This is a genomic window from Clostridium sp. C8-1-8, from assembly GCF_009928445.1.
Classification (GTDB): Bacteria; Bacillota; Clostridia; order Clostridiales; family Clostridiaceae; genus Clostridium_AR.
Genome location: NZ_JAABNO010000017.1, coordinates 112,264 through 119,918, shown reverse-complemented (window position 1 = coordinate 119,918; position 7,655 = coordinate 112,264). Strand labels below are relative to the sequence as shown.

The following is a 7,655-nucleotide window of genomic DNA, read 5'->3' as shown; positions in this document are numbered from 1 at the left end:
ACTGTAAATCTGTTGCAAGTTGCTTCAGTGGTTCGAATCCACTCTCCTCCACCAACAAGACACTTATAGTGGTGTCTTTTTTGTATGAATAAAACAATTTAATATTTACTCTTATCAAGAGAGGTGGAGGGAAAGGGCCCTATGAAACCCGGCAACCGGTGCTAATGCATTATGGTGCCAATTCCTGCAGTAAATCTGCGAGATAAGAGAGATGAAATGTAATCTCTTCTTTGAAGAGATTTTTTTATTCTTTAGAAGTTTATATCGTAGATGAAGTTGTGGATGAATATGCTTGTAAAGTTTAATACAAGTGTAAGAGAAAGAATAAAAAAGTGCGTCGCCTGCTAGAATTTCTTTACTTACATTGAGAAAAGGCAGATACACAAAAAATAAAAGTATTATGAAGGGAGGCATTAACTGTTTATAAAAAAGACAGTTAAGATGTGTATGAAAAGATTATTTACCTCAGAATCAGTTACAGAAGGACATCCAGATAAAATCTGTGATCAAGTTTCCGACGGAATATTAGATGCTATATTAGAAAAGGATCCTAATGCTAGAGTTGCTTGTGAGACAGCAGTAACTACAGGAATGGTAGTGGTAATGGGAGAAATATCAACTAACTGCTACGTAGATATACCTAAGATAGTAAGACAAACTGTAAGAGAAATAGGCTATGACAGAGCTAAATATGGATTTGATTGTGATACATGTGCTGTACTTACTTCAATAGATGAGCAATCAGCTGATATAGCTATGGGTGTAGATGAAGCTTTAGAATCAAAAAAAGGTGAGATGGATAAAATTGAAGCAGTAGGTGCAGGAGACCAAGGTATGATGTTTGGTTTTGCTACAAATGAAACTGCTGAGTTTATGCCTATGCCTATAGCTACTGCACATAAATTATCAAGAAGATTAAGCGAAGTAAGAAAGAATGGTACTTTAGCTTATCTAAGACCAGATGGAAAGACACAAGTAACAGTTGAGTATGAAGATAATAAGCCTGTTAGAATAGATGCAATAGTTGTTTCTACACAACATGGACCAGAAGTTTCTCAAGAGCAAATTGAAAATGATATAAAGGAACATGTTATAAAGGCAGTAGTTCCAGCAGAATTATTAGATGAAAATACAAAGTATTATATAAATCCAACTGGTAGATTTGTAATAGGTGGGCCACAAGGTGATAGTGGTTTAACTGGAAGAAAGATAATAGTTGATACCTACGGTGGATATGGAAGACATGGAGGCGGAGCTTTCTCAGGAAAAGATCCAACTAAAGTTGATAGATCTGCAGCCTATGCAGCTAGATGGGTAGCAAAAAATCTTGTTGCGGCTGGTGTAGCTGATAAGTTAGAGATAGAACTAGCATATGCAATTGGAGTTGCTAAGCCAGTTTCTATTGAAGTAGATACATTTGGAACAGGAAAAATTGCAGATGATAAGATAGTTGAAATAGTAGGTAAAGTTTTTGACTTAAGACCAGGTGCAATAATAAGAGATTTAGATCTTAGAAGACCTATATTTAAGCAAACTGCTGCATACGGGCATTTTGGAAGAACAGATGTTAATCTTCCATGGGAACAATTAGATAAAGTTGAAGAAATAAAGAAATATATATAGAAAAGATGCTGCCTTTAGCAGCATCTTTTATTTTTTTAATCAATATAATTTCAATCTAGATATCATTATAAACAATTTTACCATTTACTAATGCTAGTTTTATATTAATATTATCGTCGAATAATATTAAATCTGCATCATAGCCTTCTTTAATAAGGCCTTTTTTATTTTCAACTTTGCAATGTTTTGCAGCATTATATGTAGCCATCTTTATTACTTCATTTAAAGCATAGTTTGTATTACATTTAACATTTTGTACTGCTTTATCTAGTGTTAATACGGAACCAGCCAAGGCACCACTTGTTAGTCTAGCAGCTCCTTCTTTCACTATCACTTTCTGACCACCCAAAGAGTAATCGCCATCAGGCATACAGCAGGCCATCATAGCATCAGAAACTAATAGCACCTTATCTAATCCTTTAATTCTATAGGCAGACCTTAGAGATGGATAGGCTATATGTATGCCGTCAGATATAGTTTCTGTGGTTATATCTGTATCAAAGATTGCACCAACTACCCCAGGCTCCCTATGATGAAGTGGTGTCATGGCATTAAACAGATGGGTTGAGTGAGATGCACCAGTATTAATAGCATCTACAGCTTCTACATAGGTGGCCTTGCTATGTCCAATTGACACTACAATATCATGTTGATGTAAGAACTTAATTAACTCTTTTGCTCCATCAACTTCTGGAGCAATTGTTATTGCTTTAACTATTCTAATGTTATCTCCAACTATTTTATCGAAGTTTTCTATGGTAGGTTTTAAGATAAAGCTAGGATTTTGAGCACCTATCATGTCAGGACTAATAAAAGGCCCTTCTAGATGAACACCTAATATATTTGCACCATCAGTACCTTCTTTAATGGCATAAGCTATACTTTCAACAGATTTATTTATATCATCAGCTGATACAGTCATTGTTGTAGGTAAAAATGATGTAGTACCGTGTTTAACTATGGTTTTAGATATTTCATTTAATGCCGTATAAGTTCCATCCATGGTATCGTATCCTCCAGCGCCATGTATATGAACATCTATAAAGCCGGGAGATAAATATAGTCCTTTTCCGTCAATTACATCACAATCAATGTCATATGAAGGGTTTATGGCTTTAATACGATTATTTTCAATAAGTATAGAACCTTCATTTATATTATCTAAGAAGATAATTCTAATATTCTTAATAAGTAGCATAAATTCACCTCGTTATATAAAATTTCTTATTACAATATATATATTTATAGAGTTCCAACTTCAACTATTAATTTATGCATGCTCTAAAAGTTCGTAAGTGCATGATTTTTCAACAGTCATAAACCAAGTTTTCGTAATGGAAACCTATATTTGAGATATATAGTGGTATATTTCTATAATAATACTAAATCTAGATTATAGGAATAACCTTTAATATTTAGTTTGTGTTGAAATTATTCTGTAATTATTTAATAATTAGATGTTGTGATATAATCTATAATAGAATATACCAAAACTAGGAGAGATAGCATGGAAGTTATAAGAGGAATAGTTGATGCAATAGTTTATAAAAACGATGAGAATGGATATGTTGTAACAAAGATAAAAGCTGATAAAGCTCTTATAACTGCAGTAGGAATAGTACCATACATTGGAGAGGGGCAAAACCTAGAGCTAAAGGGAGACTGGATATTACATAAGCAGTTTGGTAGACAGTTTAAGATTGAGGAATGTGAAGAAATATTACCTAACACTGTAGAAGCTATAGAAAAGTATTTAGCATCTGGCTTAATTTATGGAATAGGACCTATAACTGCGAAAAAGATAATAAAAAGATTTGGTGAAAAGACTCTTGAAATAATGGATAGTAATATAGAAAGATTAGGTGAAATAGAGGGAATCGGTAAAAAGAAACTTGATCTAATAATTGAGTCCTATGTATCACAGAGGGAACTCAAGAATATTATGATGTTTTTCCAGGAACATGGAGTTACTACCAATCAATGCTTAAAGATTTATAAGAGATTTGGAGGAAACTCTATAAATATTGTAAAAGATAATCCTTATGTACTATGTGAAGAGATAACTGGGATTGGATTTAAAACCTCAGATAAAATTGCTAGATCTTTAGGGATTGAAACGGATTCACCCTTTAGGATACAAAGTGGATTGAAATACGTAATAAATGATTTTTGTGCTAGCGGAAATACTTTTATGCCAAAGGAATTGTTAATAAAAGAGGCTTCAGAAGTACTTACAGTAGATAAAAATATAATAGAAAAAAATATATATGATGCATCACTAGAGGGGAAAATAAGAATTGAGAAGATAAACGATATAGAAGCTGTATTCAATCTATACTATTATTATTGTGAATTAGGCATTACAAATAGGATACTTACTCTTGCTATAAGTAACTTTCAAAATATTAATCTAGATTTAGAGTTTGAAATAGAGAGTTTTGAAGAGAAAAATAGAATAAACTTTGCAAAATCACAAAAAGATGCCATAATAGGAGCTTTTACCAATGGAATAGAAATAATTACTGGTGGGCCTGGAACTGGAAAAACTACAATTATCAAGTGTATAATAGATATATATGAAAAGGCAGGACTTAGAGTTATGCTTGGAGCCCCTACAGGGAGAGCAGCTAAGCGTATGACGGAATCTACGGGACATGAAGCTAAAACTATCCATAGACTTTTAGAAATGGGTGTAAGGGATGATGAAGATACATCTGCATTGGATAGGGATGAAGGGTCACCATTAGAGGCTGATGTAGTAATAGTAGACGAAGCATCGATGATAGATATAACTCTTATGAATACACTTTTAAAGGCTATAAAAGTTGGAACGAGGCTTATTATGGTTGGAGATGTGGATCAGCTGCCATCAGTAGGCCCAGGAAATGTGCTATCAGACTTGATTGAAAGTAAATTCACAATGGTTGTAAGACTGAAGAAAATATTTAGACAGGGCAATGAAAGTATGATTGTAACTAACGCTCATAGAATAAATGAGGGGGAGATGCCAATACTTAATGGCAAGGACAAAGACTTCTTTTTTATTAAAGAGGTTGATATGGATACTATACTTTTAACTGTCATTGATTTAATAAATACTAGGCTGCCAAAGTATAACAAAAAGTGGGATAAACTCAAACATATACAAATTCTTTCTCCTATGAAAAAAGGTGTTTTAGGAATTACAAACTTGAACAATAGACTTCAAGAAATTCTTAATCCTAAGAGTAGGGAGAAGAAAGAAAAGCAAATGAAGGATATGATTTTTAGAGCAGGCGACAAGGTTATGCAAACTAAAAATAATTATTCTTTAAAATGGACTAGAATAAATGGATTTGGAGAAAATGAAGGTATAGGAGTATTTAATGGTGATATGGGGGTTATTGATTCTATAGATGAAGAAAATAGAACTCTAACAGTTATATTTGAAGATGAAAGAAAAGTAGAATATGATTATATATTCCTTGATGAATTGGATTTGGCTTATGCAATAACAATACATAAAAGTCAAGGAAGTGAATTTCCTGTAGTTATAATGCCTTCCTACATGGGATCACCATTTCTTATGAATAGAAATTTACTCTACACTGGAATAACAAGGGCAAAAGAGTTAGTTGTTGTAGTGGGAGAAATAAAAGCTCTTAAGTATATGGTGGATAATACAAGAAGTAATGAAAGATATTCTTCACTAAAGTGGAGGATTTTAGATATTATATCTAATGATGCATTTAATGATGTGCCAGATGAGGGGAAATAAAATGGTACGCTTATATATCTAAATAAGTGAGGAGTTAATATGGTTAATATTGAGATGGATAAAAGATATATTGAATTAAATCATACAATTAATAAAATAAATAATTGGTATGAAAAAGACGAATGCAAGTTGTTAAATATAATCACAGTTCCATACAATACGTCTAGGATATTTAGAGAAATAGTTATAAATATCCTATCTAAAGGAAAAAAGGTGCTTTATGTAACTCAGGATGGCAATGCAAATGAGGATATGCTTAAATACCTAAAGTTGTCCTTTGGATTTAAAAGTTACTCAATTATTAGGAGTGGTGGTGACCATAGCGATACCTATCTACATTTCGTAAGCTACGAAAATATAATATTTATAGATGAAAGTTATGATTTGATAATTTATGACGATATAACTACTTTTTCTAAACAAAGCAGACTTGAAATACAAAACTGCGTAGATTTCTTATATAAAAGAGCAGAAAAAGTCATAGTATATAGTACCGAGTTGGTTTTTATTAATTCTCCATGTATACATCTTGGTAACTGTTTTAGGATGACGCCTTTTGTTGAGCCTAGGATTATCACTACAAGGATAGATCTAAATAAAGATATACCATATTTATTCTACGATTATTTGAAGTGGTTTAGAGAAAATAATAGAAAAGTAATTATTCATACTCCATGCAAAGAAAAAACTGAAATAGTATATGAATACTATAACAGTATATTGAATGTTTCCTCTAGAATGAAACTTGTAAAAATAACAAATAGTAATGAATTAAAATTAATCGAAAAGATACATGAGATAAAAGATAAGCCAGTTATGATAGTAACCAACCTAATAGGAAAGTACTTTGAAGAGTTGGATAATATAGATATAGTAATATATTTTGCTGAGGATAAGTTTTATGATTATAAAAAGATTGTATATTTATGTGGAAAGGTTGGTAAGGTAAGAGGGATTCAGGGAGAAGTCATCTTACTATCAAATGAGATTTCAAATAATATGGAATATGCAAAAGACTTAGCAAGGGAGTTTAATAAAACTGCGTGGGAAAAAGGTTTATTAGAATAATTAAGTATATACTACAGTGTACTCTTGAGGTTATCTATCCACACTTTGATAGCTGCATAAGTTGTGGTGAAACTATAGAAGAGGAACACGTATGTAAAAACTGCCTAAATAATATATCTTATATAAATGGTGAATATTATCTAGATAAAGATAAGAAAATAAGGTGTTTTAGTGCTGCATATTATTCTGGAACAATTAAGGAAATTATAATAAAGCTAAAGTATTCAGCTAATTTTGAAAGTGCAGAATTTCTATCTAAGATACTTTTTGATAAAATAAGCCGCGAGAATATTTGTGGAGATATAATAACATATGTGCCCACTTCTAAAGTGTCTATAAAGAAGAGGGGATATAACCAGTGCAGAGTTTTAGGCAAAGAATTAGCTAATTTGAGCGGTATTAGACTTGTAGATACTCTAAAAAGATTAAAAGAGGTAAAAGAGCAAAAAAGGTTAGCTGTAGATGAACGACTTGCAAATATGGATGGTGTGTTCCAGGTTGTGGAACCTAGTGAAGTAGTTGGAAAAAATGTGATACTTATAGATGATGTTCTTACAACTGGAGCAACAGTCATGAGTTGTAGGGATGCACTAATAAAGTGTGGAGCTAACAATGTAATCCTCTTGACTGTTGCAAAAAGTAATATATAATATATTATAGAGGCTAGGTTTGTGGTTGAAAGTCGATGCCAGTCGCAGGCGAAACGATCCACGTAAGTCAAACAAAAGTTTTTGATGAGCATGGTGCGGCTTAGAGGTAAGTCCTGCCAGTAAAACTGAGAGTGTGAGTAGTGAGAGGTTAATTCCGGGTAGCAAAAGCTCCAGCAGGCGAGTGTGGGGTCAAAGACCAGGTCAACTAGCTTTTAAAATTGCACAACTGTGCTGATTAGCAGTCTTTTATAGGCTGCTTTTTTACTGTCTAAAAAAATATAAAGTTTTATTATCTAAACCTATTTATACTAGGGCTAGTATAGCTTTTTAAGATAGACAGTAAAAAACAGAATATATTCGCCTGCCAAATTTTCCTCATATACATTCGGAAAGGCAGATGCGTAAAAAATTTATACTAAGAAGTATTTTGATATAAATAAAAAAAATGTACAAGCCTACGAAAATTGAAGAATAACATAGATAAATAGCTTTAAGTTTATTAAATTTTCTGTAAATTCAAAAAACTATAGTTGTCATTATTGAGGTTACTGTGTAAA

The 7,655-nt window shown here is 32.2% G+C and carries 5 protein-coding genes and 1 riboswitch; of the genes, 4 read left to right on the top strand and 1 reads right to left on the bottom strand.

The annotated features are described in order from the left end of the window. Window positions 1–108 precede the first annotated feature (108 nt). A riboswitch (SAM riboswitch) is annotated at window positions 109–209 on the top strand. Between the two features lie 238 nt (window positions 210–447). After that, entirely contained in the window at window positions 448–1,623 is a 1,176-nt protein-coding gene (metK, locus tag GXK57_RS16780; RefSeq protein ID WP_160678579.1) for a methionine adenosyltransferase, read from the top strand. Between the two features lie 55 nt (window positions 1,624–1,678). Here metK and nagA read toward each other — a convergent pair whose 3' ends face one another. Beyond that, the gene (nagA, locus tag GXK57_RS16775; protein ID WP_160678577.1) at window positions 1,679–2,821 is read right to left on the bottom strand and encodes an N-acetylglucosamine-6-phosphate deacetylase; all 1,143 of its coding nucleotides are present in this window, start codon (window positions 2,819–2,821) and stop codon (window positions 1,679–1,681) included. A gap of 309 nt (window positions 2,822–3,130) precedes the next feature. On the opposite strand from nagA, the gene GXK57_RS16770 reads away from it, so the two are divergent. From GXK57_RS16770 to GXK57_RS16760, 3 genes are read left to right on the top strand one after another with little or no spacing between them, the layout of a single operon-like run. Beyond that, window positions 3,131–5,380 (top strand): ATP-dependent RecD-like DNA helicase, encoded by a 2,250-nt coding sequence (locus GXK57_RS16770; protein ID WP_160678575.1) that lies wholly within the window; start codon window positions 3,131–3,133, stop codon window positions 5,378–5,380. 39 nt (window positions 5,381–5,419) lie between these two features. Further along, window positions 5,420–6,448, top strand: a complete 1,029-nt coding sequence (locus GXK57_RS16765) for a hypothetical protein (RefSeq protein ID WP_160678573.1) — start codon at window positions 5,420–5,422, stop codon at window positions 6,446–6,448. Continuing rightward, window positions 6,424–7,098: a phosphoribosyltransferase family protein gene (locus GXK57_RS16760; RefSeq protein WP_160678571.1), complete on the top strand. Its 675-nt coding sequence runs from the start codon at window positions 6,424–6,426 to the stop codon at window positions 7,096–7,098. The genes GXK57_RS16765 and GXK57_RS16760 overlap by 25 nt, the downstream gene beginning before the upstream one ends. Window positions 7,099–7,655: the final 557 nt, after the last annotated feature.